Annotated in this window: 27 protein-coding genes and 1 pseudogene; 19 read left to right on the forward strand and 9 right to left on the reverse strand. The window is 57.3% G+C overall.

Annotation, left to right across the window (positions count from 1 at the left end):
- Positions 1–24: 24 nt before the first annotated feature.
- The 11 genes and pseudogenes from GOX73_RS20715 to GOX73_RS06015 all read left to right on the forward strand — a co-directional run bounded on the left by GOX73_RS20715 (position 25) and on the right by GOX73_RS06015 (position 11136).
- Entirely contained in the window at positions 25–747 is a 723-nt protein-coding gene (locus GOX73_RS20715) for a hypothetical protein (protein WP_254429130.1), read from the forward strand.
- Positions 744–1004 (forward strand): annotated as a pseudogene (locus GOX73_RS20720) (PAS-domain containing protein); the annotation flags it as partial. The gene GOX73_RS20715 and the pseudogene GOX73_RS20720, both read left to right, overlap by 4 nt.
- Before the next feature lie 49 nt (positions 1005–1053).
- Positions 1054–1506, forward strand: a complete 453-nt coding sequence (locus tag GOX73_RS20725) for a hypothetical protein (RefSeq protein WP_254429157.1) — start codon at positions 1054–1056, stop codon at positions 1504–1506.
- A gap of 41 nt (positions 1507–1547) precedes the next feature.
- A complete protein-coding gene (gene tsaE / locus GOX73_RS05980) occupies positions 1548–2021 on the forward strand; it encodes a tRNA (adenosine(37)-N6)-threonylcarbamoyltransferase complex ATPase subunit type 1 TsaE (RefSeq protein WP_171123742.1) in 474 nt (157 codons plus the stop codon).
- On the forward strand, positions 2018–3022 hold the full coding sequence (locus GOX73_RS05985; RefSeq protein WP_171123744.1) for an aminoglycoside phosphotransferase family protein: 1005 nt from the start codon (positions 2018–2020) through the stop codon (positions 3020–3022). Before tsaE ends, GOX73_RS05985 begins: the two co-directional genes overlap by 4 nt.
- Positions 3019–3705, forward strand: coding sequence for a nucleotidyltransferase family protein (locus GOX73_RS05990; protein ID WP_171134822.1), 687 nt, complete (start codon positions 3019–3021; stop codon positions 3703–3705). The genes GOX73_RS05985 and GOX73_RS05990 overlap by 4 nt, the downstream gene beginning before the upstream one ends.
- Positions 3698–6625 (forward strand): double-strand break repair protein AddB, encoded by a 2928-nt coding sequence (addB, locus tag GOX73_RS05995; protein ID WP_171123748.1) that lies wholly within the window; start codon positions 3698–3700, stop codon positions 6623–6625. Before GOX73_RS05990 ends, addB begins: the two co-directional genes overlap by 8 nt.
- A complete protein-coding gene (gene addA / locus GOX73_RS06000; RefSeq protein WP_171123750.1) occupies positions 6622–9981 on the forward strand; it encodes a double-strand break repair helicase AddA in 3360 nt (1119 codons plus the stop codon). The genes addB and addA overlap by 4 nt, the downstream gene beginning before the upstream one ends.
- 60 nt (positions 9982–10041) lie before the next feature.
- Positions 10042–10362, forward strand: a complete 321-nt coding sequence (gene trxA, locus GOX73_RS06005) for a thioredoxin (RefSeq protein ID WP_039542610.1) — start codon at positions 10042–10044, stop codon at positions 10360–10362.
- Positions 10363–10429: 67 nt separating this feature from the next.
- Complete coding sequence (locus GOX73_RS06010; RefSeq protein WP_171123752.1) at positions 10430–10780, forward strand: Lin0512 family protein; 351 nt, start codon at positions 10430–10432, stop codon at positions 10778–10780.
- Positions 10777–11136, forward strand: a complete 360-nt coding sequence (locus GOX73_RS06015) for a Lin0512 family protein (RefSeq protein WP_171123754.1) — start codon at positions 10777–10779, stop codon at positions 11134–11136. The genes GOX73_RS06010 and GOX73_RS06015 overlap by 4 nt, the downstream gene beginning before the upstream one ends.
- A gap of 58 nt (positions 11137–11194) precedes the next feature.
- On the opposite strand, the gene GOX73_RS06020 is transcribed toward GOX73_RS06015, so the two are convergent.
- The gene (locus GOX73_RS06020; RefSeq protein WP_171123756.1) at positions 11195–11389 is read right to left on the reverse strand and encodes a DUF1127 domain-containing protein; all 195 of its coding nucleotides are present in this window, start codon (positions 11387–11389) and stop codon (positions 11195–11197) included.
- Between the two features lie 197 nt (positions 11390–11586).
- Here GOX73_RS06020 and hslV point away from each other — a divergent pair, with 197 nt between their 5' ends.
- Positions 11587–12147, forward strand: coding sequence for an ATP-dependent protease subunit HslV (gene hslV / locus GOX73_RS06025; protein WP_170771306.1), 561 nt, complete (start codon positions 11587–11589; stop codon positions 12145–12147).
- Here hslV and GOX73_RS06030 read toward each other — a convergent pair.
- Positions 12136–13377: an MFS transporter gene (locus GOX73_RS06030; RefSeq protein ID WP_171123758.1), complete on the reverse strand. Its 1242-nt coding sequence runs from the start codon at positions 13375–13377 to the stop codon at positions 12136–12138. The two genes, hslV and GOX73_RS06030, sit on opposite strands and share 12 nt — an antisense overlap.
- Positions 13378–13556: 179 nt before the next feature.
- Between GOX73_RS06030 and hslU the strand changes: the two genes are divergently transcribed.
- The 3 genes from hslU to GOX73_RS06045 all read left to right on the forward strand — a co-directional run bounded on the left by hslU (position 13557) and on the right by GOX73_RS06045 (position 17278).
- Positions 13557–14864 carry an ATP-dependent protease ATPase subunit HslU gene (gene hslU / locus GOX73_RS06035; RefSeq protein ID WP_171123760.1) on the forward strand — a complete coding sequence of 436 codons (1308 nt, stop codon included), beginning with the start codon at positions 13557–13559 and terminating at the stop codon, positions 14862–14864.
- 99 nt (positions 14865–14963) lie between these two features.
- The gene (locus GOX73_RS06040; RefSeq protein WP_171123762.1) at positions 14964–16061 is read left to right on the forward strand and encodes an alpha/beta hydrolase; all 1098 of its coding nucleotides are present in this window, start codon (positions 14964–14966) and stop codon (positions 16059–16061) included.
- Entirely contained in the window at positions 16058–17278 is a 1221-nt protein-coding gene (locus GOX73_RS06045) for an MFS transporter (RefSeq protein WP_371808572.1), read from the forward strand. Before GOX73_RS06040 ends, GOX73_RS06045 begins: the two co-directional genes overlap by 4 nt.
- On the opposite strand, the gene GOX73_RS06050 is transcribed toward GOX73_RS06045, so the two are convergent.
- The 3 genes from GOX73_RS06050 to GOX73_RS06060 are packed head-to-tail and all read right to left on the reverse strand — an operon-like array spanning position 17275 to position 19555.
- Positions 17275–17862, reverse strand: a complete 588-nt coding sequence (locus GOX73_RS06050) for a Smr/MutS family protein (RefSeq protein ID WP_171123764.1) — start codon at positions 17860–17862, stop codon at positions 17275–17277. The genes GOX73_RS06045 and GOX73_RS06050 overlap by 4 nt on opposite strands.
- Positions 17862–18896, reverse strand: coding sequence for a murein transglycosylase A (locus tag GOX73_RS06055; RefSeq protein ID WP_171123766.1), 1035 nt, complete (start codon positions 18894–18896; stop codon positions 17862–17864). The genes GOX73_RS06050 and GOX73_RS06055 overlap by 1 nt, the downstream gene beginning before the upstream one ends.
- Positions 18893–19555 carry a Tim44/TimA family putative adaptor protein gene (locus GOX73_RS06060; RefSeq protein WP_171123768.1) on the reverse strand — a complete coding sequence of 221 codons (663 nt, stop codon included), beginning with the start codon at positions 19553–19555 and terminating at the stop codon, positions 18893–18895. Before GOX73_RS06060 ends, GOX73_RS06055 begins: the two co-directional genes overlap by 4 nt.
- Positions 19556–19663: 108 nt before the next feature.
- On the opposite strand from GOX73_RS06060, the gene GOX73_RS06065 reads away from it, so the two are divergent.
- Together GOX73_RS06065 and secB are read left to right on the forward strand one after the other, a co-directional pair.
- Positions 19664–20155: an FxsA family protein gene (locus GOX73_RS06065; protein WP_171123770.1), complete on the forward strand. Its 492-nt coding sequence runs from the start codon at positions 19664–19666 to the stop codon at positions 20153–20155.
- Positions 20156–20219: 64 nt separating this feature from the next.
- Entirely contained in the window at positions 20220–20717 is a 498-nt protein-coding gene (secB, locus tag GOX73_RS06070) for a protein-export chaperone SecB (RefSeq protein WP_171123773.1), read from the forward strand.
- A 27-nt stretch (positions 20718–20744) separates the two neighbouring features.
- On the opposite strand, the gene dnaQ is transcribed toward secB, so the two are convergent.
- From dnaQ to GOX73_RS06090, 4 genes are read right to left on the reverse strand one after another with little or no spacing between them, the layout of a single operon-like run.
- On the reverse strand, positions 20745–21467 hold the full coding sequence (dnaQ, locus tag GOX73_RS06075; RefSeq protein WP_171123774.1) for a DNA polymerase III subunit epsilon: 723 nt from the start codon (positions 21465–21467) through the stop codon (positions 20745–20747).
- Positions 21460–22053: a dephospho-CoA kinase gene (gene coaE, locus GOX73_RS06080; protein ID WP_171123776.1), complete on the reverse strand. Its 594-nt coding sequence runs from the start codon at positions 22051–22053 to the stop codon at positions 21460–21462. Before coaE ends, dnaQ begins: the two co-directional genes overlap by 8 nt.
- Positions 22050–22883, reverse strand: a complete 834-nt coding sequence (locus GOX73_RS06085) for a shikimate dehydrogenase (RefSeq protein WP_171123778.1) — start codon at positions 22881–22883, stop codon at positions 22050–22052. Before GOX73_RS06085 ends, coaE begins: the two co-directional genes overlap by 4 nt.
- Positions 22880–23479 (reverse strand): nucleoside triphosphate pyrophosphatase, encoded by a 600-nt coding sequence (locus tag GOX73_RS06090; protein ID WP_171123780.1) that lies wholly within the window; start codon positions 23477–23479, stop codon positions 22880–22882. The genes GOX73_RS06085 and GOX73_RS06090 overlap by 4 nt, the downstream gene beginning before the upstream one ends.
- Positions 23480–23883: 404 nt before the next feature.
- Between GOX73_RS06090 and GOX73_RS06095 the strand changes: the two genes are divergently transcribed.
- Together GOX73_RS06095 and rho are read left to right on the forward strand one after the other, a co-directional pair.
- Positions 23884–24333: a CopD family protein gene (locus GOX73_RS06095; protein ID WP_171123782.1), complete on the forward strand. Its 450-nt coding sequence runs from the start codon at positions 23884–23886 to the stop codon at positions 24331–24333.
- Positions 24334–24481: 148 nt separating this feature from the next.
- Positions 24482–25753, forward strand: coding sequence for a transcription termination factor Rho (rho, locus tag GOX73_RS06100; RefSeq protein WP_171123784.1), 1272 nt, complete (start codon positions 24482–24484; stop codon positions 25751–25753).
- Positions 25754–25769: the final 16 nt, after the last annotated feature.

Consider the following 25769-nt stretch of genomic DNA (forward strand, 5'->3'; position numbering starts at 1 on the left):
GATCATTTCTGTTGCGGAGCATCCATGGTCGACTGGATCATTCTGGCCATTATCAGCCTGGTTTCTGCCAGTGCCGCCGTCCATTGGTTGTTGCCCCGCCGCAGACACAGCGGCGACAACTTTGGTCTTTCGTCACCATCCTCCTTATTTGACACAGTCTTTCTGTTCGACGGGGACCGCCTGATCAGCCATTCCGATATTGCGCTGGACGGATTTGAAGAGGTCCGGCACTGGCCCGACCTGCGCCGCCTGTTGAAACGGGACTTTCCAACCTTTCCGGAAACCCCGGACCCAATTCAAAAGGAAGGAAATCTGGTCGTCCCGGCAATTGATTGCACCGTTAATCGTGATGTTCTGTGTGAATGGATCGACGGTATCGTCAGGATTCAGTTGCGCGACGACGCCGAACGCCCGGAAACCATTCACCGGGACGCAAGCGATCCCATTCGTCAGGCAATGGATCGGGCGCCCTACCCGGTCTGGCTGTTGGATCATCAGGACAATGTACGGTGGTGCAATGCGGCCTATATCTCATTGGTGCGCAAGGTGCGCGGCCCTGATACCGATCTCACGGCGTCGCTGTTTCCCGGATCAGACGAAGACACGCGTCTAAGCACGAAGACACGGGTTTCAATCTCACCCGAGGAAAGTGAAAACAAGCTGTGGTTTGACCTGACCCTTGTAGACCATCCCGAGGGGCATCTGTGCTATGCGGTGGACATCAACGCAAATTCGTACAAACCATGACGAAAACATTTGCCCAGCTTTCAATCGGGCTGGCGATATTTGATCGCAATCGTCAATTGGCGCTGTTCAATCCGGCCCTGATCGACCTGACCACCCTGCCCCCCGATTTCCTGAGTTGCCGCCCGAGCCTGTCCAGCTTTTTTGACAGGTTGCGCGACCAGCACATGATGCCTGAGCCCAAGAACTACCGGACATGGCGCAGTCAGATGAACGATCTTCTTGAGGCAGCCGAAGACGGAAATTACCAAGAGACATGGTCTTTGCCGTCAGGCTCTGTCTACTCGGTCAGCGGACGCCCGCACCCGGATGGTGCTGTGGCCTTTTTTGTTCGAGGATATCACGGCCGAGATCACGTTGACCCGCCGCTTCCGTTCGGAAATGGACCTGATGCAATCCATTCTGGACAAACTGGCCGACGCGATCGCCGTGTTTGGCGATGACGGAACATTGGCCTTTACAAACTATGCTTACCAAAAGCTTTGGGGGGAAAGTTCGGATACCGGGTTTGACTCGGATTCTGTGTTGGAGGTGACGCGCGGGTGGCAGACACAATGCGCCGCAACACCCATCCTGGGCGAAATTCGCGATTTCGTCGAAATGCGCGACAACCGCGCCGAATGGAGCGGTGATTTGAGGATGCGTGACGGCACTTCATTGACCTGCACTGTCAGCCCTTTGCACAACGGGGCCACAATCATACGCTTTTCCACGGACGCCCAGGTTATCCGTCCGGCCGAGATACAACAGATCAGCGCCTGAACCGGGTTGCAGCCAACCGGACACAGGGTCATTGTGGCGCCATGACGACTGCGCCGCTGACGATTGACCTGAATTCCCCAGAAGAAACAGCCGGGTTTGCTGCTCGATTGGGCTCAAAACTGTTGCCCGGTGACATTGTGCTGCTTGAGGGCGAGATTGGCAGCGGTAAAACGCATTTTGCGCGCAGCCTCATCCAGTCATTGATGACAATTCCGGAAGATGTGCCCTCACCAACATTTACGTTGGTACAGGTGTACGACACAGCCGCCGCCGAAATCTGGCACTGCGATCTCTATCGCCTATCCGCGGTAGAAGAGGTTGAAGAACTCGGCCTGACCGAAGCCTTCTACACGTCGATCTGCCTGATCGAATGGCCCGCCAAGCTGGGTCCGCTTCGGCCTGAAAATGCCCTCACACTAACGTTCGAAACAGACCCTAATATGATGGAAAAACGAATGCTGACCCTGACGTGGTCGGACCCGAGATGGTCAGAAAAGTTGGAGTCCTGCTCATGACGAACCGGGCGGTTCTGGCCGAAGCCCTGATTGCCCAAACGCCATGGGCAAATGCCCGGCGCGCGCCTTTGGCTGGCGATGCGTCAAACCGCAGGTACGAACGCCTGACGGACCCTGATACCGGAAATACGGCTGTTTTGATGGATTCCCCCCCAGGTCGGGCTGAACCGGTGGAGGCTTTTGTGCGCATGGCCGAATACCTGCGGTCAGTTGGCTTGAGCGCACCCAAGATCTATGCAGAAGACATAGAGTTCGGGTTCTTATTGCTGGAGGATCTGGGCGACGATCTGTTTGCGCGCGTTCTCGCACACCATCCGCAACAAGAGCGCGAACTCTACGAGGCCGCCACGGATGTTCTGATCACATTGCACGACGCGCCGACCTTATCCTTGCAGTCTTACGGCCCATCCCTGATGACCGAACTGGCCGCGCTGTCCTTCACAAAATACGCGCAAGCCGTGCAGGGGGCTTATGACGAAGATATGCGGGCCCGTTTTGAGAATCGGTTCGCCGATATCCTGCACACCGAAACGTCTGGCCAGAAGGTAGTCATCCAGCGCGATTATCATGCCGAAAACCTGATCTGGCTGCCGGATCGCACAGGGGTTCAGCGCGTCGGCCTTCTGGACTTTCAAACAGCTATGCTGGGTCATCCGGCGTATGATCTGGTGTCCCTGCTGCAGGACGTTCGTCGCGACGTGGCACCCGGCACCGAGATGCGGATGATCACACGGTACATCGCGGCAACAGGTGTCAACGACCACGATTTCCGCACGGCCTATGCCGTTTTGGGCGCCCAGCGAAACCTGCGAATTCTGGGGGTGTTTGCACGGCTGGCAACAGAATACGGCAAGCCCCAGTATATTGACCTGATCCCGGCAACTTGGTCCCACCTGATGCGCGATCTGGAACACCCGGCGCTGGTTTCAGTCGCCGATCTGCTGCGACGCGCCCTACCCGCCCCAACACCCGAGGCTTTGGAAAGGCTCAGACAGGCATGACCCGAACTCCCGAAGCCGTCATGCTGTTCGCAGCCGGGTTTGGTACCCGAATGGGCGCGTTGACCAGCACTATGCCCAAACCGCTGATTGAAGTCGCGGGTCGACCCTTGATTGATTATGCGCTGGACCTGATCAACGACATTCACCCCAAAAGGATTGTCGCAAACCTGCATTACCTGCCCGATCAGCTTGAGGCGCATCTGGCCCCCAAGGGTGTATTACTGTCCCGCGAAGACGCCGAGATTCTGGAAACCGGTGGCGGATTGCGCGCGGCCCTGCCGATGTTGGACACAGATCCTGTTTATACGGCAAACTCGGATGCGATCTGGGCCGGCCCGAACCCACTTGCGCTGCTGCGCGACGCATGGGACCCGGACAGAATGGACGCCCTGTTGATGTGTGTGCCCGTCACTCGGACCATTGGATATATGGGGACAGGAGATTTCACCGCCGACGCGTCAGGTCGGATTACGCGTGGGCCGGGGTTGATCTATGGCGGAATCCAAATCACCAAGACAGATGGATTGATGAATTTTCAGCAAAAGTCTTTTTCTTTAAACCTGTTATGGGACCAGATGCACAGTCAGAACCGCCTGTTTGCCCTGTCTTATCCAGGCCGATGGTGCGATGTCGGAAGGCCCGAAGGGATCGCACTCGCCGAGGAGCTTTTGGCAAGTGTTTGAGCCTAGCGCCCTACCCCGCGTTTTTGCGGTTCCACCCGGTACGGACTTTCCCAACGCGCTGGTTCGGGGGCTGCAGGCCCGCCACGAAGGTACCCCGCCCGAGGCCCTTGCTCGCGTGCAACTGGTGGTCAACACACGAAGGATGGCCCGGCGTGTACGAGAGTTGTTTGATCAAGGCCCACCCTGCCTTTTGCCACGTCTGTCGCTGATCACCGATCTGGGTGAAAGTGTTGATCTGGCGCAGGTTCCGCCCGCAATCCCGCCCCTGAGACGGCGCCTGGAACTGACGCAGCTGGTTTCTAAGCTGCTGGACCAGCAGCCGGATTTGGCGGCGCGGTCATCCGTGTTTGACCTGTCCGACAGTTTGGCCGCTTTGATTGATGAAATGCAGGGCGAAGGTGTGTCACCTGACGCGATCCGGAATCTGGACATCAGCGATCTGTCCGGACACTGGGCGCGAGCACAGGCGTTTATCGGGATCGCGGATAATTTCATCGACACCGGGGTCGATGCGCTTGACATGCAGGCCCGACAACGGCGCGTCGTCCTGAACCTGATCGACCGCTGGACGGCGGAACCGCCGCAACATCCGGTTATTCTTGCCGGGTCCACGGGATCAAGGGGGACGACCCTGATGCTGATGGAGGCTGTCGCGCGGTTGCCGCAGGGCGCGCTGATCCTGCCCGGGTTCGACTTCGATCAGCCCGCCGATGTCTGGACAGATCTGGATGATGCGTTGACATCAGAAGATCACCCACAATACCGGTTCCGCAAGCTGATGGCGCAACTTGGGTTAAAACCCGATCAGATCAGGCCATGGACACAGGATACCCCGCCTTCCCCTGCCCGTAACAGACTGGTTTCATTGGCGTTGCGTCCTGCGCCGATCACGGATGCGTGGATGTCCGAAGGCCCGCAACTTACTGATCTGGACAGCGCGACTGCAGACCTGACTCTGGTCGAGGCCCAATCTCCGCGCGCCGAGGCTTTAGCGATTGCCCTGCGCCTGCGCGAGGCTGCGGAATCGGGCCAAACCGCTGCCCTGATAACCCCGGACCGGATGTTGACGCGTCAGGTCAGCGCAGCGCTGGACCGCTGGGACATCCTGCCCGATGACAGCGCAGGCCTTCCGTTGCAGTTATCGCCGCCCGGCCGATTCCTGCGGCACGTTGCGAACCTGTTTGCAAGGCGGTTGGACGGCGAAGCTCTGCTGACCCTGTTGAAACACCCCCTGTGCCATGACGGTGGCGATCGCGGGGCGCATCTGCTGCATACGCGGGATCTTGAACTGGATCTTCGTCGCAATGGCCCGCCGTTTCCCGATGGCCGCAGCCTGACCGATTTTGCTATCCGAAAAGAAGCGCCAAACGCATGGATGCAGTGGCTTGTACGCCATTTCTGCGATCAACAGATCGGTGGGGAGCTTGCACTGCCAGATTGGGCGGCGCGGCTGCGCGATCTGGCCGAAAGCATTTCCGCTGGAAGTGCAGGGGACGCGGGTACGCTGTGGGACAAGAACGCCGGGCAAAAGGCACAGTCCGTTCTAAGCGCGCTGGAGGCAGAAGCGCATCATGGCGGGTCAATGAATGCGCGTGATTTTGCGGATCTTCTTGGCGCTTTGCTGGCGGGAGAAGAGGTCCGCGACAGGGACGCACCACATCCGCATATCATGATCTGGGGCACGCTTGAGGCGCGTGTACAGGGGGCCGATCTGCTGATTTTGGGCGGACTGAATGAAGGCAGTTGGCCCGAAGCCGCAGCGCCTGACCCGTGGCTGAACCGGCAGATGCGCGACAAGGTCGGCCTATTGCTTCCGGAACGTAGGATTGGACTGTCGGCGCATGATTTCCAACAGGCGATCGGCGCGCCCGAAGTGTGGCTGACGCGCGCAACCCGGTCTGATGATGCCGAAACCGTACCGTCCCGCTGGTTGAACCGTTTGACGAACTTGCTGCAGGGGTTACCGGATCAGGGAGGCCGCGAGGCGCTGTCCCAGGTGCGCGCCCGCGGCAGGAAATGGCTGCGCTGGTCGGAACAGCTTGAAGCTGCACCTCGGATTGAACCCGCGCCGCGTCCCTCTCCGCGTCCGCCGGTCGCTGCGCGACCGCGCCGCCTGAGCGTTACGGAAATCAAACGGCTGATCCGTGATCCATACGCAATCTACGCTAAGCACGTGCTGCGCCTACGGCCCCTTGATCCGTTGGTTCAGGCGCCCGATGCCTTGCTACGGGGGATCGTGATTCATGAAATTCTGGAACATTTCGTCAAGGACAGTGTTCTGGATACAGCCCTTCTGACACGCGAGAATTTCCTGAAACGCGCCGAAAACCTGCTTGCGCAACACGTCGCGTGGCCGACAGCGCGCAAGCTGTGGCTGGCGCGGCTAGACCGGATCGCGGATGACTTTCTCAGCGCGGAAACTGCTCGGCACGGGGATGGGGGGCCGGTTTCGTTTGAGGCCAAAATGAACCTTGTTCTTGCTCCTTTGGACTTCGCCATCGTGGGCCGCGCCGACCGGGTCGACCTGAACAGCAGGGGTGCAGTGCGTCTGATAGATTACAAGACCGGCGCACCTCCGAGCGAAAGCCAGCAGGCGAAGTTTGAAAAACAATTGCTGATCGAGGCAGCCATCGCCGAACAAGGCGGGATCGAGGGGCTGAATCCGCTGCCCGTGGCCGAGGCCATGTTTGTGGGGATGGGCGGAACGTATAAAGAGGTCCTTGCGCCCTTGGCAAAAGAACCGCCAGATAAGGTCATTGCAGAGCTAAGAGAACTGATTTCCGCATATTTAGAGCCTGATCAGGGCTTCACGGCGCGGAGGATGCTGCACAAAGATACGGATGTAGGCGACTATGATCATCTTGCCCGCTTCGGCGAATGGGATCGGACCAGCGACTCTGCGCCGGAGGTTCTGACATGAGCCACCGCAACGACGCGACCGAACGGCAAGTGCAAGCCGCACGGCCCGATGCATCGACCTGGCTTGCGGCGAACGCGGGTTCCGGCAAAACGCGGGTGTTGACGGACCGGGTTGCGCGCCTGCTGCTGGATGGTGTGCAGCCGCAGCATATCCTGTGCTTGACCTACACCAAGGCCGCCGCCAGCGAGATGCAGAACCGTCTGTTCAAACGACTGGGTGAATGGGCCATGCTGGGCGATGACGCCTTGCGCGCGCAATTGACGGAACTGGGTGTGCCCGGCGCAATTAATTCCGGTCGCCTGGCGCAGGCGCGAACATTGTTTGCGCGCGCGATTGAAACACCGGGCGGGCTGAAGATTCAGACGATCCACTCGTTCTGCGCCTCATTGCTGCGACGGTTTCCGCTTGAGGCCGGGGTCAGCCCACAATTCGCGGAAATGGAAGACCGCGCCGCGGCCCTGCTGCGCGAAGAAATCGTCGAGGATTTTGCAGAAGGCCCGCAAGCCGCATTGATCGAGGACGTGGCCCGGTTTGTAACAGATACCGGGTTCGACAATCTAACGGCCGCGATCACCCAAAAACGCAACTTGTTTGAACAGCCGCTGGACTGGGCAGAAATTCAACGGCGATTTGATCTGCCCGAAGGGTTTGACGAAGACGCGCTGCTGGAGCGAGTATTTTTAGGTGGAGAAGTTGAATTAATTCAGTCAATCCTGCCTGCGCTTTCCGAAGGCGGAAACACCAACGCGAAAACTGCGGCGAAACTGGCGGCATTCACCGAGCCCCGGCTGACCAGTCTGCCTATGTTGGAAAGCGTCTTTCTAACCGGCAAAGGGGCCAAAGAACCGTTCTCGGCCAAGGTTAACAGCTTCTCGACCAAGGCGCTGCGCGAAGGCGCGTTGGCTGATCGAATGCCCCAGCTTGAGGCGCTGATGTTACGTATCGAGGCCGCGCGTGAGCTGCGTTTGGCCTTGGTTGCCGCACGTAAGACCCATGTACTGCATCGCTTTGCCGCCGCTTTCCTGCCCGAATATGAACGTCGTAAACAGTTGCGTGGGTGGCTGGATTTCGACGACCTGATCCTGCGCGCACGGCGGGTGCTGAACGACCCGGCGGTCGCAGAATGGGTGCTGTATCGGCTGGATGGCGGCATCGACCATATTCTTGTGGACGAAGCGCAAGATACCAGCCCAGGTCAATGGGACGTGGTTGAAAAGCTGGCGCAGGAATTTACCAGCGGGGAAGGGGCCCGATCCGGGGTCGAGCGCACGATCTTTGTGGTCGGGGACAAGAAACAGTCGATCTATTCCTTTCAGGGGGCCGATCCCGCAGCCTTTGACCGGATGCAGCAGGAGTTTGGGCGGCGGCTGATCAATTCAGGCTCTAAATTGGAGAGTTTGGAGCTTGAATACTCCTTCCGCTCGTCCAGTGCGATCTTGTCTTTGGTGAATATCCTGTTTGAAGGCCACGCCGAGGCGGGGTTTCAGGACAAAGCCCTGCACCGCGCGTTCAAGTCCAGCCTGCCGGGTCGCGTAGACCTTTGGCCTGCGATCGAAAAGGTGACCGACGATGACGAAGCCGACTGGACCGATCCGGTAGACCGCCCCGGTGCGCTGCATCACACCGTCATTCTTGCGGAAAAGATAGCCCATTCGATCAAGTCGATGATCGACACTGGCGAAACGATCCCCAAGGACGGCGAAACCGCCGGTACGTTCGTTCGCCGCAAGGTGCAGCCCGGGGACTTTCTGATCCTTGTGCAGCGCCGCTCGGATCTGTTTGCCGAGATCATCCGAGCCTGCAAAGCATTGCGCCTGCCAATCGCTGGGGCCGACCGGTTGAAGGTCGGCGCGGAGTTGGCCGTGAAGGACCTTGCTGCGTTGCTGAGTTTTCTGGCCACGCCCGAAGACAGCCTGTCGCTGGCCACTGTGCTGAAATCTCCTCTATTTGGGTGGACCGAGCAGCAGATTTTCGATCTGGCGCATCGACGGCAGGAACAATTCCTGTGGGCAGCGCTGCGCAACCGCGCCGAAGAGTTTCCCGAAACGCTGGCCGTGCTGAATGACCTACGCAGCCAGATCGACTTTCTTCGCCCATATGACTTGATCGAACGCATCTTGACCCGCCATCACGGGCGGCGAAACCTGCTGGGCCGGTTGGGGGCCGAGGCTGAGGATGGCATCAACGCCTTGCTTTCTCAGGCGCTTGCCTATGAGCGGACGGATATACCCAGCCTGACGGGTTTTCTGGTCTGGATGCAGACAGATGATCTGGAAATCAAGCGGCAGATGAGCGGTGTGGGCAACATGATCCGCGTGATGACCGTACATGGGTCCAAAGGTCTTGAGGCACCGATTGTCATCCTGCCGGATACCGGCAAGCGGCAAGCCCCGCGCGATGCCGAAATCATGGTGGCCGATGACACGCCACTGTGGAAGGTTCCCTCAGATGCGTCCCCCAGCCTGATCGCGCAGGCCCGGACCGAGGCGCGAACGCGAGAGGAAAATGAACGCCTCCGGCTGCTTTACGTTGCGCTGACACGGGCAGAGAAATGGCTGATCGTTGGGGCCGCTGGGGATGTCGGAAAGGACGGAACCAGTTGGTATCAGATGGTTGAGGCCGCGATGGGCCGGGCAGGGGCTACTCAAGAGTCGGGGTCTGATACATTAAGGCTGTCACATGGGGACTGGACCAGCTTGCCGCTTGTCTCTCATGCAGAGGCACTTGTTGAAGACGCCGATTTGCCTCCCGTGTTTCTAACTGCGGCTGCAACCCCGTCCCCGGCGCAACAAACGATCAGCCCATCGGATCTGGGTGGCGCTAAGGCGTTGCCGGGTGACAGCGGCCAGGACGAAGACGCAGCCAAACTTCGCGGCACGCGCCTGCACCTGCTGCTTGAGCATTTGCCGTCGGTGCCACGGGACAACTGGCCGCAGCTCTGCGCCCGCGTTCTTCCCGATATGCAGGAAATGGACCGACAAGAGCTGTTTGACGAAGCCGATACAGTCCTGACTGCAGAACATCTGCAGGACATATTTGGCCCGGACGCGCTGGCCGAGGTTCCGATTACCGCCGACCTGAACGGCCACCGGATGCACGGGGTCATAGATCGGTTGATCGTCACGGCCGATACAGTGCAAGCCATTGATTTCAAATCCAATGCCACAATCCCCGAGGATGCGAACGCCTGCCCTGAAGGGCTGTTGCGTCAGATGGGCGCTTATGCACAAGCCCTGTCGCAGATCTATCCGGACCGGGATATCCGAACTGCAATCCTCTGGACCCGAACCGCTGGGCTGATGTGGTTGCCACACGATGTTGTGACGGATGCACTGGCCCGTGCGCCGATGCCTTGACCTTGGAAAACCCCGCACCTAGGTTCAGTGACCAAGCATTCCCCATTCAGGAGACAGAATATGTCGACCGTAGCCGTAACCGATGATACCTTTGACGCCGAAGTCAAGAATTCCGACATCCCCGTTGTTGTCGATTTCTGGGCCGAATGGTGTGGCCCCTGTAAACAGATCGGCCCCGCTCTGGAAGAGCTGGCCACTGAGTATGGCGGCAAGGTCAAGATTGCCAAGGTAGACGTGGACAGCAACCCGAACGCAGCGGCCGCCATGGGCGTGCGCGGTATTCCGGCACTGTTCATCTTCAAAGACGGTCAGGTTGTTTCGAACCGCGCAGGTGCCGCGCCCAAAGCCGCGCTGCAAAGCTGGATTGACGAGTCCATCTGATCTGATTGGACAGACTGTTTTCAAAGGCGTCCCAACCGGGGCGCCTTTCTTTCTGCCGGGAGGGCACATGACAAAAACTCGGGTTCTTGTTGAATTTGGAATGGGAACCTCGCTGCGCCGCGAGGATTATACCGAGGCCGCTCTGCGTGCGATCAAGGATGCGCTTTGGCACAACTCGGTCAACATGGCAGAGCTGTTCGATTTCCCGAAAGAGGCAATGATCATTGATGCTGAAATCGGGGTGCAGAAGCCCGATCAGGTGGACCAGGAGGCGCTGAAAGCCGTATTTCCCTATGGCCAGCCGAATGTGACTGTCACTGAAGGCGGACTGAATATCGACAAACCCCACGCCGAGGGGCGCACCATCATTGCAAACGCGGCCATTATAGTCTCGTTCGACATGGAGCCTGCGACATGAGCGAAAAACGTATCATTCTGGAAATGGGTACTGGCAACGATCTGTATGGACAGGATTACACCAAGGCCGCACGACGGGCCGTGCAAGACGCCTTGCATCACTCGTCGATCACGCTGTTTTCCAAGCTGGGCGTGGATCACCACGAGATGCGCGTTCAGGTGACAATCGGTGTTCAAGATCCCGAAGCTGTGGATTGTGATCAGGTCGCTACAGATCTTCCACGCGGGCGGGCCAAGGTACGTGCCGTAAAGGGCGGGCTGGATATCGACGACAAAGACGGGACGCGGCATGTGGTGGCCACCGCTGCGGTCGAGGCGTTTCTGCCGGATCTTTCCGACCGATACAAATTATCCTGAAAAAGAAAAAGCCGCCCAAGTCTGAGCGGCTCAACTATTCTTGTAATGATCGTGCGGGTCAGATCGTCTCGATTTCCGCGCGGGTCAGACCGACATCTTCCAACTGGGCGTCGCTCAGGTTCGACAAAAGCTTGCGTGTCTTGCGGGATTCATTCCACAAAGCCGCCTTTTCGAAAGTTCCGTAGATCGCGTCCACTACATGCAGGATGGTAGCTGCTCCGAGCGGCGCATGGATATTTGCAGTAGTTGCCATTTGCGCATTTCCTTGTGACTGAAACAGCCGACCTCGTGTCGGTTGTGAGGCTCATGTAGGAGCATTGCCTGAGACTGACAATTGCTAGTCTGGTAACCCCGAATTGCATTTAATGCATATCTTTTGGGCGGTTTGTGAACTGTTGCGCTGCACGCGCGCCCGGCCCATATAGGGGACCAGACAAAACGGAGGCTTCCATGGCAGACAGCGATTTTCCCGGATGGCACGGCACGACAATTATTGGCGTCAAGAAAGGCGGCCAAGTGGTGATTGCCGGGGACGGTCAAGTCAGCCTGGGTCAAACCGTGATCAAAGGCACCGCCCGGAAAGTGCGCCGCCTGTCGCCGGGCGGGTTCGAGGTTGTCGCGGGTTTCGCCGGATCAACAGCCGATGCCTTCACTTTGCTGGAGCGGCTGGAAGCCAAGTTGGAGGCCACGCCAGGCCAACTGGCCCGCGCCTCGGTCGAGCTGGCGAAAGACTGGCGGACGGATAAATACCTGCAAAAGCTTGAGGCGATGCTGATCGTCACGGATGGCAAGGATCTGCTAGTGATCACAGGGGCAGGGGACGTGCTGGAGCCGGAACACAACGTCGCCGCCATCGGATCCGGCGGCAATTTCGCTCTGGCCGCAGCGCGCGCGATGATGGACAGCGACAAGCCCGCCGAAACGGTGGCGCGTGAGGCAATGGCGATTGCCGCCGATATTTGCGTCTATACCAATGGCAACCTGACGGTTGAGGAAATCTCAGGCCAGTAACGCCTTGATCTCTTTCCCTTTCCACCGCAGGTGCATCCCGATCAAGCCCAGTATCGCGGCGAGGATGACGATGTAGTAGGGCACCCGGATGTCGATGCTCATCAACCCGCCGCCGATCAGGGACATGATCCCTCCGGCCAGACAGAAGACAGCCGTGGTCACGCCCATCACCCAACCCTGATCGGTTTCGCTGACGGCCGAGGAAAACAGGCCCAGCAAGGTTGGGTAGGATACGCCAAAGAAGAAATAGAAAAAGAAGACCGGGATGTAACTCAGCACACCGCTGGGACTGAAGGCAAACCCAAAGCCGCAGATCACCATGACCACCAGCGATGTGTAGATGATCTGATGCTTGCTGAACTTTTCTTGTGCCGGTTTCACAAGGAAAGTGCTTGAGAAGGCCAGCGCAAAGCCGATGACAACCATCGCCATGCTTCCGCCGATCACGCCATAGCCCCATGCTGATGTCAGGAAATTGTCGACGAAGACATAGAAGGTGACATTCGCGATCATGAACAAGGCATAAACCGGCAAGATTTTCAGAACCAACGGATGCGTGCGGACCGCGATCAGGCTGTCGGTGATATCGCGGGGGCGAAAAACAAAGGCTGCGCGTTCCGTGCGGGTGTCCTTGAAAAAGAACATCACAAGGAAAATCGCAATCAGCACCAGAACGAAGGCCCCGTAGAACGGTGTTTTCAGCGTCGCATAACTGCCCAGCAGGTTGGCATCGGACAGGACGGCACCAATGATCGGACCTCCGACAAGGCCAAAGCTAACGCCGGTGATGATATATCCCATATTGCGGTCGCGGTCGGCGGCGTCGGTGCTGCCGTCAATCATTGCCGCCTGTGCGATAGGTTGGTTCCCAGCCGTAAAGCCCGTAATCGACCTGCCGATAATCAACAGGATCAGACTGTTGAGATACAGCGCCGTAATGGTCAGCGCATAGCCTGCCAACGCTCCACCCAGACAGACCAGCAATGCGTTCTTGCGCCCGATCGAGTCTGAGACTTTCGAGACATACACAACGCCCAGAAACCAGGACAGAAAGAAACAACCGATCACCAGCCCGTAGTACAGATGCCGCATACCCATTGCGGTGCTTTCGGGCAGGAAGTTGGATTTCGTCTCCATGATCAGCGAGTTGATGATCGGGAAAACCAGCCCCTGCCCAAGCAGGTCCACAAACACCACGAACAGAAGGGTGATCTTGGCAATTTTCGTCATCCGCGCCCTCCTGACCCTCAACACCTTGAAATTACTGTATCAGAGGGGGTGCGTTTCACCTAAGGAAAGCATTTGCAAACCGGATAGGGCATTGCTAACCAACGCTGCCGCTGTTGTTTTCGATCCAGCGGTGATTACCTAAGCCCAAGTTTCCATATGCCGACCGAAAGGACTGCGCCTTGACCGACCTGACCCCGCGCGAGATTGTCTCGGAACTGGACCGTTTCATTATCGGGCAGAAGGATGCCAAACGCGCAGTCGCCGTCGCGCTGCGCAACCGCTGGCGGCGCAAGCAACTGACCGATGACATTCGGGATGAAGTGTATCCGAAAAACATCCTGATGATCGGCCCCACCGGTGTTGGCAAGACCGAGATCAGCCGCCGACTGGCGAAACTCGCCCGCGCGCCATTCATCAAGGTCGAAGCCACCAAGTTTACCGAAGTTGGGTATGTCGGGCGCGACGTGGAACAGATCGTGCGTGATCTGGCAGATGCCGCGATAATCCAGACCCGCGAATTCATGCGCGAGGACGTCAAAGCCAAGGCGCATCAGGCCGCCGAAGATCGCGTGATCGAAGCCATCGCCGGTACCGATGCCCGGGAAGGCACGCGCGAGATGTTCCGCAAGAAACTGAAAGCGGGCGAGCTGGATGATACGGTGATCGAGTTGGAGTTGTCCGACAGCGCGAACCCAATGCCGATGTTCGACATTCCCGGTCAACCCGGCAGCCAGATGGGTATGATGAATCTGGGCGACATCTTCGGCAAGGCGTTCGGTGGGCGGACCGTCAAAAAGAAGATGACTGTCGCCGAAAGCTATGACGCGCTGATCGGGGAAGAGGCCGACAAGCTGCTGGATGATGAAACCGTCAACCGCGTGGCTTTGGAATCGGTCGAACAGAATGGCATCGTTTTTCTGGATGAGATCGACAAGGTCTGCGCGCGATCAGATGCACGCGGCGGCGACGTCAGCCGGGAAGGGGTACAGCGCGACCTGCTTCCCCTGATTGAGGGCACAACTGTCAGCACCAAACACGGTGCGGTCAAAACCGACCATATCCTGTTTATCGCTTCGGGCGCGTTCCACATCGCCAAACCCTCGGACCTGTTGCCGGAATTGCAGGGCCGTCTGCCGATCCGGGTTGAACTGCGCGCGCTGACCGAAGAGGATTTCGTGCGTATCCTGACCGAGACAGACAACGCCCTGACCCGCCAGTACACCGCCCTGATGGGCACCGAAGAGGTCACGGTCAGCTTCACCGACGATGGCATCGCGGCCTTGGCTAAAATCGCGGCGGACGTGAACCAAAGCGTCGAAAACATCGGTGCGCGGCGTTTGTACACGGTGATGGAGCGTGTGTTCGAAGAACTGTCCTTCACCGCCCCAGATCAGGCCGGGGCCGAGATCACAGTGAATGCGCAATTTGTCGATGACAATCTGGGTGAACTGACCAAGTCCACAGACCTTAGCCGTTACGTCTTGTAATAGGTCCAGCCGGTTTCCGCCGGTCATTCTGTACGGCACTGCTGGACCTGAGGCGAAAATCAGATAGCGTGGGCGCATATTGCCCCGAGGACCAATCCTTTGCTGCGCTATTTTTTCATTTTCCTGCTGGCGGTGCCTCTAACCGCCTGTGTCGACCGTACGATATCCGAGACGGTGCCAACTGCGCTGTCCGTCGGAAGCCCTGAAACCGTTTTTGCAACGACAACGCGTGCGCGAGAGCCGGACGGTTCTTATGGATTTAAGCGGGGCGAGGCGTTGCAATATCTGGAAATGACGGTTTCGATCCCGCCCAATCACACACCCGGGACCCTTGATTTTTCATATGCCAATCCGAACCCCGAGAAGCAATTCGTCATGGCCGGTGTGGATGAGTTGCAAGGGCCAAGTGAGATGAAGGCGCGATTGGGGGGCAAGGATGAGGTGTCCATCTTTATCCATGGCTATAACACAACCCAGTTCGAGACCACGTTCCGCGCGGCCCAGCTAAGCCGTGACATCAACATCCCCGGTGCAATCATGGTGTATTCCTGGCCCAGCCAGGCCCGTGGTGCCGGATATGCCTATGATCTGGACAGTATGCTGTTCGCGCGCGACGGGTTGGAGCAGACTGTGCGACAGCTTAAGGCAATGGGTGTAAGGCGCGTTATTCTTGTGGCGCATTCCATGGGTACGGCCCTGACGATGGAGATGATGCGACAGGCCGAATTGCGCGAACCCGGTTGGGCCAGCAAAAATATCGAAGGTGTCGTACTGATTGCCCCCGATCTGGATGTCGATCTGTTCCGGTCGCAAATGGATACGATCAAAACGCCACCGGACCCTTTCATCGTGATGGTGTCGCAGAAAGACAAACTGTTGAACATTTCGGCCCGGCTGCGCGGCACCACTCAAGGTGAGCGCCTTGGCAATATCAGTTCCGTTGATGCATTGGCGGATTACAAGATCAGCATTCTGGACACGACGGCGTTCAACAAGGATGCGGATTCCTCGCATTTCGTGGCCGCGACGTCGCCCGCGCTTTTGGCCATCATCAATTCCGCCCGAAGGGTGAGCCGAACCTTCGACCCGGACGGTCGCGGATTTGATGTGATCGCCCCCAACAGCGTTCGCAACCCGACGGGTGCAACTGAAATCGTTCTAAGCGAAACGGGGCAGGCGCGGGTCAGCTCTCCGTGACGCGGTTCCGGTTGGGGCAATATCTTCGGGACAATGCAACATGGTTAAGTGCCGGAGTCTTGCTGACCTTCATGTCCAGCTTTGGGCAGACCTTTTTCATTTCGATCTTTTCTGGGGAAATCCGCGCCGCTTTTGGTCTGAGTCATGGCGCGTGGGGCGGTTTGTATTCTCTTGGAACCACCATATCGGCCGTCGTGATGATCTGGGCCGGAGGGCTGACCGACATCTTTCGAGTAAGGGTTCTGGGCCCCGCGGTTCTGGCAGGTCTGGCACTGGCAGCGTTGGCGATGGCGGTGAACGCCTGGCTTGCCTTGCTGCCTGTTGTGGTGTTTCTGTTGCGTCTGTTTGGGCAGGGGATGAGCACCCACTTGGCGATGGTGGCAATGGCCAGATGGTTCACTGCCACACGGGGCAAGGCGCTGGCGATCGCGTCGGTGGGTTTCTCGGTGGGCGAAGCGTTGCTGCCGGTCACTTTTGTGGCTGCCATGGCCTTCTTGGACTGGCGGTGGCTTTGGGTGATTGCCGCGTGTGTCACCCTTTTGGGGATCCCTGCGCTGCTACGGCTGCTTCGTCAGGAAAGAACCCCGCAAAGCCTGTCCAGCGAATATTCGGCAACGGGAATGGAAGGTCGTAACTGGACCCGGAAAGAAGCGATCTTTCATCCGCTGTTCTGGTTCATGGCACCGGCCTTGCTGGGCCCGTCTGCTTTTATCACCGCCTTTTTCTTTCATCAGGTTCATCTGGCGGGCTCGAAGGGCTGGCAACATATCGAACTGGTTGCCCTGTTTCCGATTTTCACCAGCGTTTCCATGTTGTCGATGTTTGCGGCGGGTTGGGCGCTGGATAAATGGGGCACGGCTAGGATCATGCCGTTTTATCAACTGCCTATGGCCGTTGGGTTTGGGATCGTGGGGATGACATCGTCGATCGGGGGCGCAACGCTGGCCTTGATGTTTCTGGCGCTGACAGTTGGTGCCAACAGCACCCTGCCCAGCGCGTTCTGGGCCGAATTCTATGGCACCCGGCATATCGGCGCGATCAAGGCGATGGCAACGGCGGTCATGGTTCTGGGATCAGCCATCGGGCCGGGGTTGACCGGCGTGATGATTGATCTGGGTGTGCCGCTGGACATCCAGTTTCTGTGGATCGGAGGCTTTTTCGTACTGGTCAGTGTCCTTGCCCGCATTGGCATCGCAAGAGCCGCTCAAACCCTTTAACGAACGCGGCGCAAATACACGTAATAGGCCCCGTCACCGCCATGGCTGACATGGGCAGGTGTCACTTGCAGAACAGCCTGCGCCAAGGGTGGCAGAGATAACCATTGCGGCACTTGATTGCGCAACACACCGCGCGGCGTGGGAATGGGGCCGGGCTCATCACGGTCCTTGCCCTTTCCGGTTACGACCAAAACCAGACGTTTGCCTGATGCTTGCGCTAACAGAATGAACCGGATCAATGTTGGATGCGCCGTATCCACGCGCATTCCATGCAAGTCCAGCTTGCCCTCTGGCTTCAGCTTGCCCCGTTTCATGCGGCTGAAAGCCTTGGTATCCATCTGGACCGGCGTCGCGCGCAGGCTTTCTGTGACCGTGGGCTTCAACGCGTTGCGCGCAGGTTTTCCCAAGGCGTTCTGCCCGACCTCGAACCGCTCAATCCGCACCCTGGGCGTTTTGGTTGGCTTGGGTTTGGGCAACGTCGTCGGGTGCACAGTTTGCGGCACTTCGGGATGCAGGCGCTCGGCCTGATTGGTCACCTTGCGCCACAGCTCAATCTCTTCCGCGGTCAGTTTACGGCGTGTCATCAGAACTCATCCGGCAACAGCGCATAAGCGCGTTGAATCGGCAGCAAAAGCACCATTCGACCCGAATCCTTTAATCGACCGGCAGCTTCCCCGGCTTCATCCCCGGTGCCAAAAAAGATGTCTGCACGTTGGGCGCCCTTGATGGCGGCGCCTGTGTCCTGCGCGATCATCAATCGGCGTAGCGGTGTTTTGCCGTTTTTCTCAACCCAAACCGGCGCGCCCAAAGGCGTATAGGCCGGATCAGCGGCAATGCTGCGCAGTGTGGTGACAGACCGATTCATTGCGCCCAAGGGACCCAATTCTGGCGCGACGCGGTTTACTTCGCGGAAGAACACATATGACGGATTGTGGAACAGCAGTTCGGCACCCGCTTCGGGGTTTTTACGCACCCAAGCCCGGATCATCTGCGCGCTGACCTGATGCGCACCCAACGCTCCGCGACGGATCAGTTCCGACCCGATAGATCGATAGGGGTGGCCGTTCGCCCCGCCATACCCAACGCGCACCGCGCCCCCATCCGGCAGACGAATACGGCCAGAGCCCTGAATCTGTAAAAAGAACAATTCCACCGGGTCATCGACCCAGGCAATCTCCAGACCCCGGCCGGTCATGCTGTCGCCGGTCAGAATTTCGCGGCGGCTCAGCCACGGACCTTCGGCGCGAGCTTCCGGCGGCATCTTGTAAATCGGATATCTGAAACGTTCGGATCGGGTTAGAGATCCATCCAGCTCGGGCTCGAAATAGCCGGTAAATAGGGCATCTTTGCCGTCTTCGACCAGAACAGGACGGAAGAACAGCTCAAAGAACAATCGGGCAGCGTCAGATTCATAGGCCCGGGCAACGGCGCACAGCGCACGCCAGTCAGGGTCGTCCAGATCACCGCATGTATTCAGAAAAACCGAAAGGGCTGCGCCGTGGTCATCCTCGGCCCAGCCATCTAGATCGTCAAAGGTCAGTATGGAACGCGTCGCTTCGGCGCTGACAGAGGTTGCCATCACAGCCCCCAGCAATAACGACCGAAGCGCAGCAATCATGCGTCCGTGGCGACAAGCAGCCAGTTCGGATCGTCCGCGCCCATGACGCGGGCAAAGGTCCAGCTGTCCTTCTGGCGTTTGACGGTGTTGGGGTTGCCTTCGATGATGTCCCCGCCGCGATCACGCACGACCGAGGTCAGCTCACCAACAAACTTCATGGTGATCTCGGCCTGGTTGGTATCCTTGTCGAACTTCACATCTGCCAAGGATGTCTCGCGCACGCCAATAAATTCAGCCTCGATCGTAAGACCTTGATCTTCGCGGGCAGCGACTACGGATACGAACGTGTCGAACACCTCTTCGGACAGGAAGGGCTGTATTTCATCCAGATTGCCCTTTTCAAACCCCATGACGATCATCTCATAAGCGCCACGCGCACCCTGAACGAACTCACTGACAGAAAAGCTGGGCTCGACCCGCTTCATCGCAGTCAGAGTTTGCGCCTGTTCGCTGTCTTCGGCGACGTGGTCGGTGATGTCGTGATCCGGGCCGCCTTCGATCACCTCGAAGTCGCGGCGCGACTTGTGCGCCTCTGGTTGCTGCTGAACCGGGGGTTTTTCAAACCCCTCACGCGTGCCCAGAACGCTTTTCAAGCGAAGGATCAGGAAAACGGCAATTCCGGCCAGGACCAGCAACTGGATCATTGGGTTGTCGCTCATTTCATTCTCTTTTCAGTGCCGGGACTTTGTGTACGCGGCCTCAAGCCACTATGTAGGTGACACAAGGCGGCAAGTCCACAGTCCGCCCTGCTGTAAAGGATAGCGCAAATGTATCTGTTCTTGGCTTTTTTATTGGTCCCGATCATCGAGATCGCTCTGTTCATTCAGGTTGGCGGCTTGATCGGCCTGTGGCCAACGCTTGCCATTGTAGTCCTGACAGCCGTTCTGGGCACTGTTTTGGTACGGACACAAGGTCGCATGGCGCTGGAAAACCTGCAACGTTCCTTTGCTGAACTGGACGACCCGACCGAGCCGCTGGCCCATGGCGCAATGATCCTGCTGTCGGGCGTTTTGCTACTGACGCCGGGGTTTTTCACCGATGCCGTTGGTTTTGCTTTGCTAATTCCCGGCGTCCGGGTTGCTGTATTCCGGTACCTTAAATCCAAAGCCACCATCACGCAGTTTCAGATGGGAACCGGCGCGCAATTTCGCTCCGGGCCTGATCCGTTTCAACAAGACGACGTGATTGACGGCGAATTTACCGAAGTTCGCCCGCGTCAGGACCCATCAAAGCCTTCGAAATGGGTCGAAGGGCCGTGACCTGCATTGAGGTGTCTGCCCCAACTTGTTAAGCAGTGACGAATTTTATTTTCGGAGTAGATCCATGGCCGAAGAAGACGCCAAAGAAAACACCGCGGCCCAGGCCGCCCCGCAAATCCAGATGCGCGTTCTGGGACAATTCATCCGTGACCTGTCTTTTGAAAACGTGATGGCCCAAAAGGGCGTATCGGGCGACGTTCAGCCCGAGATTTCCGTACAGGTCAATCTGGATGCGAAAAAGCGCCCGGCAGACCATCAGTACGAAGTGTCGATCAAGCTGAACCTCAAGTCCAAGGCCAAGGGTCTGGAAGACATCCTGTTCCTGTGTGAGCTGGACTATTGCGGCCTGTTCCACGTGGAAGGTGTTGCCGAAGATCAGCTGCATCCGTTCCTGATGATCGAATGCCCCCGGATGCTGTTCCCGTTCCTGCGCCGTATCGTCAGCGATGTGACCCGCGACGGTGGTTACCCGCCGGTAAATCTGGACAACATCGACTTTGTCAGCCTGTACCGCAACGAACTGATGCGTCGTCAGGCCGAAGCCCAGAAAACCGAAGCCTAAAGCTCCGGACCCGCGCCGGGATGTTTCTCAGGCGCGGGTCCACAATGCGTTTTCGCCCAGTTTTTCCACGAAAGCATCATGCGCGGCGCGTTCGTCTTCGGTAATACGGGACGTAAGCGCATTTGGGCGCGCTGTTGGGCGCCATTCCTCGGCACCACCCGCAGATGAGGACGCCGCGGTCGACAATCCGAAATCCGGCTGTCGCCCCCCGATCAGTTCCAGATAAACCTCGGCCAAAATCTCGGAGTCGAGCAGCGCCCCGTGCAGTGTTCGGTTCGAGTTGTCGATATTGAACCGGCGGCACAACGCATCCAAAGAAGCAGGTGAGCCGGGAAAGCGTTTGCGCGCGATGGCCAGCGTGTCCATCGCCTGATCCATCGGGATCGGAGGCAGACCCATCCATTTCAGTTCGGCGTTCAGGAATTTCATATCGAACGAGGCATTGTGAATGACCAGTTTCGAATCCTTGATGAAATCGCGAAATCCCTGACCGACCTTGGCGAAAACCGGCTTGTCCTTCAGCGTCACCTCACCCTTTTCCGGCGGGCGCGGGTTATCCAGCAGATCCGGGCCAATGCCATGCACACCAAAGGCTTCTTCAGGCATAGAGCGCTCGGGGTTGATATAGACGTGATAGGTTTCGCCTGTGGCGACGTGGTTCCACAGTTCAACCGCACCGATTTCCACGATCCGGTCACCGCTTTCTGGATCGAACCCCGTGGTTTCGGTGTCGAGTACAATCTCACGCATCTGCCAGCCCCGCTCGTATCTGTTTGACCACATCCTGCACCTGTGCGCGGGCATGGTCCAGACTGTCTGTCACGATCACAAAATCTGACCGGGCGCATTTTTCTTCGTTCGGCATCTGCTTGGCGCGGATTTGTTCAAACTGCGCATCGGACATCGTGCCGCGATCCATCACCCGGCGTTTTTGTTCATCGGCAGGTACCGAAACACAGGCCACGGCGTCCATCGCTACATGACCCCCGGTTTCAAACAACAAAGGGATGTCAAAAACCAGTATATCCGCGGTCGCGTTTTGCCGAAACGCAGCCCGATCCGCCGCCACCAGCGGGTGAACAATCTCCTCGATCTGTTTTAAGGCGGATACGTCCCGCGCAATGATCCGTTTCAGCGCATCACGACAGACAGCGCCATCAACAATTGCATCCGGAAAAGCCGTCTGCATCGGTTCAACAGCCGCTCCACCCCTTGAATAGAGTCTATGTACCGCGGCATCCGCATCCCATAGCGCACAGTCTTCATCGACGAACATCTGGGCCGTCGTGCTTTTCCCCATCCCGATCGAGCCGGTCAGACCCAGCGCGAAACTCATGACAAAACAGCCGCGCGCAAATCCAGATTCACCTCGGGCCGCACCCCGAACCAGCTTTCAAATCCAGGAACGGCCTGATGCAGCAGCATACCCAACCCATCCACGACCGTGCATCCGGCTTCTTCGGCCGTTTGCAAAAGATGGGTTTTCAGCGGCGCATAGACCAAATCAGTAACAACAGCACCCGGCTGCAACCCATCCAAAGGGACCCGCAGCTCAAGCTGCCCTTGCATCCCAAGTGACGTCGTATTGACCACCAGCTCGGCATCTTCGACCACATTTCCGGCCTGCACCCAATCGACAACGGTGATGGTTTGTCCGAATTCCTCTTTCAGCTTATCCGCCCGGGTCCGTGTTCGGTTGGTCAGCATGATCTTAGGCACTCCGGCCTCGACCAATGCTTGCAAAACGGCGCGCGCAGCTCCGCCAGCGCCAAACACCACGGCCGGACCATCGCCCGGCGTCCAATCCGGTGCCCCACTGCGCAGGTTTTCCATGAATCCGTAGCCATCGGTATTGTCGGCATGGATCGTGCCATCTTCACGAAAGACCAGCGTGTTCGCAGCACCGATTTTCTGCGCCCGATCCGATACGTTATCCGCCAATCGCAAGGCCGCTTCTTTATGGGGTACCGTTACATTTGCCCCTACAAACCCAGCCTTAGGTAAGCTGCGCAGGACAACTTCAAGATCATCCGGGGCAACATCCATTGGAATATAGTGCCCAGCCAGACCATAGGATTTTAACCAATGTCCATGAAGGGTCGGGGATTTTGAATGCGCAACCGGGTGTCCAATCACACCTGCCAGAGGAGTACGGTCTTCACTCATTGATCAATCACCCCTTTGACCGCCAGAAAATTCAACAGCTCTAATAGGGGCATACCCAAGACGTTAAAATAGTCTCCGTCAATGGTTGCGAACAGACGCACGCCTTCTTCCTCCAATTTATATGCCCCGACTGCGTGCCGGATACTGTCCCAGTTGCGATCAACATAATCTCGCAGATATGCGTCCGAGCTCATCCGCATCCGCAATCGAACCTGACCCACATGTCGCCAGATGGGTTCCCCGTCTTGATAAATCACAGCGGCAGACAGCAGCATATGTCGCTTGCCACGCATCGCCCTGAGTTGCGACAGTGCATCCGTTGGCGTTTCGGGTTTGGACAGCAACCGACCGTCGAAATCCAGCACCTGATCGCAGCCCAGCACCATTGCACCCGGAAATTTGTCACTGACTTTGCGTGCTTTCATTTCGGCCAGCGTATCCGCAATATCGCGCGGGCTTGCATCCTCAGCTAGCAATGCCCGTTTGGCTGTCTCTTCATCCACGCGCGCGGTTTGCACGGTGAAAGGCACGCCCGCGTTCCTGAGAAGCTGCGCTCGTATCGACGACCCAGAGGCCAGAATGATGGGGACAGACATGTGGAAAACCCCTTGAGTAAACCGTTAACTGTTCCGGGATGGTTTGTATGGTTTTCCAGTTGACACGCAAGCCCGGGAATTTCACGCCAAACTTCCCGGATTCGCCCGAATGGTATCCAGCAGGGACAAGGATAAGTCCAAGAACAGGAATAACCCGGTTTTCCAAGGTTACCCAAAGACTTATCCCCAGCAATTCATACTCGGTTAATATATAACATACTGTAATTGTTGTGGGATTTATTCCCTCAACAGAATCACCGTATCTAAACCGGATTCTATCCACTTGGGGAAAACAGATGTGTAAAAAAGTAATCCACTGATTTTGTTCACCCTACAAAACCATCTTCCTTTTTCTTTTCTTATTTTTTTATTAGGGAGGGTTCCGAGTAATCTTCGGAGCCAAGATGACGGATTTTCTTTTCACGATTTACCCATGGGTGAAGTCTCTTCACATCATGGCAGTGATCTCGTGGATGGCGGGCCTGTTCTATTTGCCCAGACTATTCGTTTATCACGTCGAAAAAGCACAGACTGTCGAAAGGGCTGAGGCAATCTTCTTTGAAATGGAAGAAAAGCTGCTGCGTGTGATCATGCGCCCCGCAATGATTGTGGCTTGGGTCTGTGGCCTGATCATGGTGTTTACACCGGGTATCGTCGGTTGGGATTTTGCATGGCCTTGGGTCAAAGGCGTATCCGTGATTGGTATGACCTGGTTTCATCATTGGCTGATGGCTCGGCGCAAAGACTTCCTTGAGAGGCAAAATAAGCTCACTGGGCGGCAGTATCGCATGATGAACGAGGTTCCGACCGTTTTGATGGTGATCATCGTTCTGGCGGTCATTCTGAAGTTCTGAGGGCACTTTTGCGCGTAAGGGTCAGACAGGTGGTTTGACTCCACCTGAAGCCACGCTTATGTAGGGGTCAACACGCCCGTCCGGGCGGCGTATCTTCCGTACTGAAATTCCACTTCGTGCCGCGCTGACAGCGGTGAAGGTTTGTATCATGTCCAATGAAACTCTGAATCTGGCCGACCTTAAGGCCAAAAGCCCCAAAGACCTTCTGGCAATGGCCGAAGAGCTGGAGATCGAGAACGCCTCGACCATGCGTAAAGGCGAGATGATGTTCCAGATTCTGCGCGAACGCGCGGATGAGGGTTGGACCGTCGGTGGTGACGGCGTTCTGGAAGTTTTGCAGGACGGGTTCGGCTTCCTGCGCTCGCCCGAGGCGAACTATCTGCCAGGTCCAGACGACATCTATGTTTCACCCGACATGATCCGCCAGCATTCGCTTCGTACCGGCGACACGGTTGAAGGTGAGATCAAGGCACCTGATGACAACGAACGCTATTTTGCGCTGATCAAGGTTACTAAGATCAATTTTGAAGAGCCCGAGAAGGCCAAGCACAAGATCCTGTTCGACAACCTGACGCCCTTGTATCCAGAAGAGCGTCTGAAGATGGAGATCGAGGATCCTACCATCAAGGATAAATCTGCTCGTGTCATCGACCTTGTGGCACCGATTGGTAAGGGCCAGCGGTCGTTGATCGTGGCGCCCCCGCGGACGGGTAAGACAGTGATCTTGCAGAACATCGCGCACTCGATCGAGCAGAACCACCCCGAATGTTATCTGATCGTCTTGCTGATTGACGAACGCCCGGAAGAGGTGACCGACATGCAGCGTTCGGTAAAGGGTGAGGTTGTATCCTCGACCTTTGATGAACCCGCAACGCGCCACGTGGCCGTGTCGGAAATGGTGATCGAAAAAGCCAAGCGTCTGGTCGAACACAAACGAGATGTTGTTATTCTTCTCGATTCGATCACAAGACTTGGTAGGGCGTTTAACACAGTGGTACCATCATCGGGCAAGGTTCTGACAGGTGGTGTTGATGCGAACGCCCTTCAACGGCCCAAGCGGTTCTTTGGTGCCGCGCGGAATATCGAAGAGGGCGGTTCTCTGACCATTATCGCGACTGCTCTGATCGATACCGGCAGCCGGATGGACGAGGTGATCTTTGAAGAATTCAAAGGCACCGGTAACTCGGAAATCGTGCTGGATCGCAAAATTGCCGACAAGCGCGTGTTCCCGGCCATCGACATTCTCAAATCCGGTACCCGGAAAGAGGACTTGCTGGTCGACAAGGGCGATTTGGCCAAAACTTTCGTTCTGCGCCGTATCCTCAACCCGATGGGTACGACCGACGCGATCGAGTTCCTGCTATCCAAGCTGAAGCAGACGAAGACGAATGGCGAGTTCTTCGATTCAATGAACACCTGACACAGGTCTTAACTGA

The sequence above is a fragment of the Ruegeria sp. HKCCD7221 genome (genome assembly GCF_013031225.1).
Lineage (GTDB): Bacteria > Pseudomonadota > Alphaproteobacteria > Rhodobacterales > Rhodobacteraceae > Ruegeria.

Coding starts and splice junctions, on each gene's coding strand:
- GOX73_RS20715 (WP_254429130.1), top strand. CDS start 25: ATGGTCGACTGGATCATTCTGGCCATTATCAGCCTGGTTTCTGCCAGT.
- GOX73_RS20725 (WP_254429157.1), top strand. CDS start 1,054: ATGGTGCTGTGGCCTTTTTTGTTCGAGGATATCACGGCCGAGATCACG.
- tsaE (WP_171123742.1), top strand. CDS start 1,548: ATGACGACTGCGCCGCTGACGATTGACCTGAATTCCCCAGAAGAAACA.
- GOX73_RS05985 (WP_171123744.1), top strand. CDS start 2,018: ATGACGAACCGGGCGGTTCTGGCCGAAGCCCTGATTGCCCAAACGCCA.
- GOX73_RS05990 (WP_171134822.1), top strand. CDS start 3,019: ATGACCCGAACTCCCGAAGCCGTCATGCTGTTCGCAGCCGGGTTTGGT.
- addA (WP_171123750.1), top strand. CDS start 6,622: ATGAGCCACCGCAACGACGCGACCGAACGGCAAGTGCAAGCCGCACGG.
- trxA (WP_039542610.1), top strand. CDS start 10,042: ATGTCGACCGTAGCCGTAACCGATGATACCTTTGACGCCGAAGTCAAG.
- GOX73_RS06010 (WP_171123752.1), top strand. CDS start 10,430: ATGACAAAAACTCGGGTTCTTGTTGAATTTGGAATGGGAACCTCGCTG.
- GOX73_RS06015 (WP_171123754.1), top strand. CDS start 10,777: ATGAGCGAAAAACGTATCATTCTGGAAATGGGTACTGGCAACGATCTG.
- GOX73_RS06020 (WP_171123756.1), bottom strand. CDS start 11,389: ATGGCAACTACTGCAAATATCCATGCGCCGCTCGGAGCAGCTACCATC.
- hslV (WP_170771306.1), top strand. CDS start 11,587: ATGGCAGACAGCGATTTTCCCGGATGGCACGGCACGACAATTATTGGC.
- GOX73_RS06030 (WP_171123758.1), bottom strand. CDS start 13,377: ATGACGAAAATTGCCAAGATCACCCTTCTGTTCGTGGTGTTTGTGGAC.
- GOX73_RS06050 (WP_171123764.1), bottom strand. CDS start 17,862: ATGACACGCCGTAAACTGACCGCGGAAGAGATTGAGCTGTGGCGCAAG.
- GOX73_RS06055 (WP_171123766.1), bottom strand. CDS start 18,896: ATGATTGCTGCGCTTCGGTCGTTATTGCTGGGGGCTGTGATGGCAACC.
- GOX73_RS06060 (WP_171123768.1), bottom strand. CDS start 19,555: ATGAGCGACAACCCAATGATCCAGTTGCTGGTCCTGGCCGGAATTGCC.
- GOX73_RS06065 (WP_171123770.1), top strand. CDS start 19,664: ATGTATCTGTTCTTGGCTTTTTTATTGGTCCCGATCATCGAGATCGCT.
- secB (WP_171123773.1), top strand. CDS start 20,220: ATGGCCGAAGAAGACGCCAAAGAAAACACCGCGGCCCAGGCCGCCCCG.
- dnaQ (WP_171123774.1), bottom strand. CDS start 21,467: ATGCGTGAGATTGTACTCGACACCGAAACCACGGGGTTCGATCCAGAA.
- coaE (WP_171123776.1), bottom strand. CDS start 22,053: ATGAGTTTCGCGCTGGGTCTGACCGGCTCGATCGGGATGGGGAAAAGC.
- GOX73_RS06085 (WP_171123778.1), bottom strand. CDS start 22,883: ATGAGTGAAGACCGTACTCCTCTGGCAGGTGTGATTGGACACCCGGTT.
- GOX73_RS06090 (WP_171123780.1), bottom strand. CDS start 23,479: ATGTCTGTCCCCATCATTCTGGCCTCTGGGTCGTCGATACGAGCGCAG.
- GOX73_RS06095 (WP_171123782.1), top strand. CDS start 23,884: ATGACGGATTTTCTTTTCACGATTTACCCATGGGTGAAGTCTCTTCAC.
- rho (WP_171123784.1), top strand. CDS start 24,482: ATGTCCAATGAAACTCTGAATCTGGCCGACCTTAAGGCCAAAAGCCCC.